The organism is Caballeronia sp. M23-90 (genome assembly GCF_053574605.1).
Genome location: NZ_JBSIPA010000781.1, coordinates 1 through 1,584, shown reverse-complemented (window position 1 = coordinate 1,584; position 1,584 = coordinate 1). Strand labels below are relative to the sequence as shown.

General features: G+C 60.8%; 1 protein-coding gene and 1 pseudogene. Both read left to right on the top strand.

The genetic code is table 11. The features are described from left to right. Positions 1 to 781: aspartate-alanine antiporter-like transporter (locus ACRXB1_RS35810; protein WP_449494741.1), on the top strand; the 781-nt coding region annotated here is incomplete at its 5' end. 82 nt (positions 782 to 863) lie between these two features. Beyond that, positions 864 to 1,484 (top strand): annotated as a pseudogene (locus tag ACRXB1_RS35805) (aspartate-alanine antiporter-like transporter); the annotation flags it as partial. Positions 1,485 to 1,584: the final 100 nt, after the last annotated feature.

Below are 1,584 nucleotides of genomic sequence, written 5' to 3'. Positions count from 1 at the left end.
CGCGACGCTGAAGACGGACTTCGTGTTCCTCGGCATTGGCGTGATCCTCGGGATTCTTATTGGCCATCTCAGCGCGCGGATGGGCGATATACAGATCACCCTCGGCACGGGCGGCGGGTGTCTTCTGCCCGGAACGGAGTTGCATCGTGGGGACGTGCTGACGTTGATCGGCGCATCCGAAGACGTCCGGCGTGGTGCGGCGAAGCTGGGTTATATCGTGCGCGCGACGCTGAAGACGGACTTCGTGTTCCTCGGCATTGGCGTGATCCTCGGGATTCTTATTGGCCATCTCAGCGCGCGGATGGGCGATATACAGATCACCCTCGGCACGGGCGGCGGGTGTCTTCTGTCAGGTCTGCTGTTCGGCTGGATTCGTTCGCGCTTCCCGGTGATCGGCTCCCTGCCTTCGGCCGCCGCGCAAGTGCTGAAGGATTTCGGGTTGTGCACGTTTATCGCCGCTGTAGGACTCGGCGCGGGCGCCGATGCAATCCGCCTCATCCGTGAATACGGTATCGCCTTGCCGCTCGCGGGCGTTGTCATCACGCTCGGGCCGGCGCTGGTATCGCTCGCGATCGGGCGATGGCTGCTCAAACTAGAGGTTCCCATGCTGCTTGGCGCAATAGCGGGCCAGCAATGCAGCACTCCTGCAATCAGCGCACTGGTTGGGGTGACGGGCAACGCAACACCTGTTATTGGTTACACCATCACGTATGCGTTGTCGAACGTGCTGCTGCCGCTGATGGGTCCGTTGGTTGTCGGGCTCGCAGGCAAGCTGGGATAGCGTTTTAAAAAGCACAACAAACGCGTAACGAAACGCGCTGAGCAGTCAAGGTCGGACGGGAACACAATCTAGCGAGGGCACCATGGAATGGATACACCAGATTTTCACGAAGTCTCCGGAAATAGCGTTGTTCCTGTCGCTCGCGGTGGGGTACTTCATTGGCCAGATCAACTTCGGGAAGTTCCAGCTTGGCGGAGTAGGCGGGTCCTTGCTGGCCGCGGTGGTCATCAGCCAGTTCGGCGTGCAGATCGATAACGGCGTCAAGTCCGTCATGTTCGCCATCTTCATCTACGCAGTCGGTTACGACTCCGGTCCGCAGTTTTTCAACTCCTTGTCGCGCAAGACGCTGCGTGAAATCGCGATGGCGGTTTTCCTCGCGGTTTCAGCTCTTGTCACCGTGCTGATCTGCGCCAAGCTCTTCGGGTTGAACAAGGGCATTGCCGCCGGGCTGGCCGGCGGCGCGCTCACGCAATCCGCGATCATCGGTACGGCGGGCGACGCCATCGCGCGTCTCGGCTTGCCCGTGGCCGAGACCAAGTCCTTGCAATCCGATGTCGCCATTGCCTACGCCGTGACCTACGTGTTCGGGTCGCTCGGCGCGATCATCGTATGCGTGAACATCTTGCCGAAGTTCATGGGACAAGGCCTGAGGGAGGCGGCCGTTGAAGCCGAGAAGAGCCTGCTTGGCAGCACCGTCGCTCAGAACTGAAGGCCGGGCGAGACGCTCGCGGGCATGAGCAACTGGGTGCTTTCGACCGACACCATCGGGTACGAACAATAATCCGCCGCGTAGAACGCGCTAG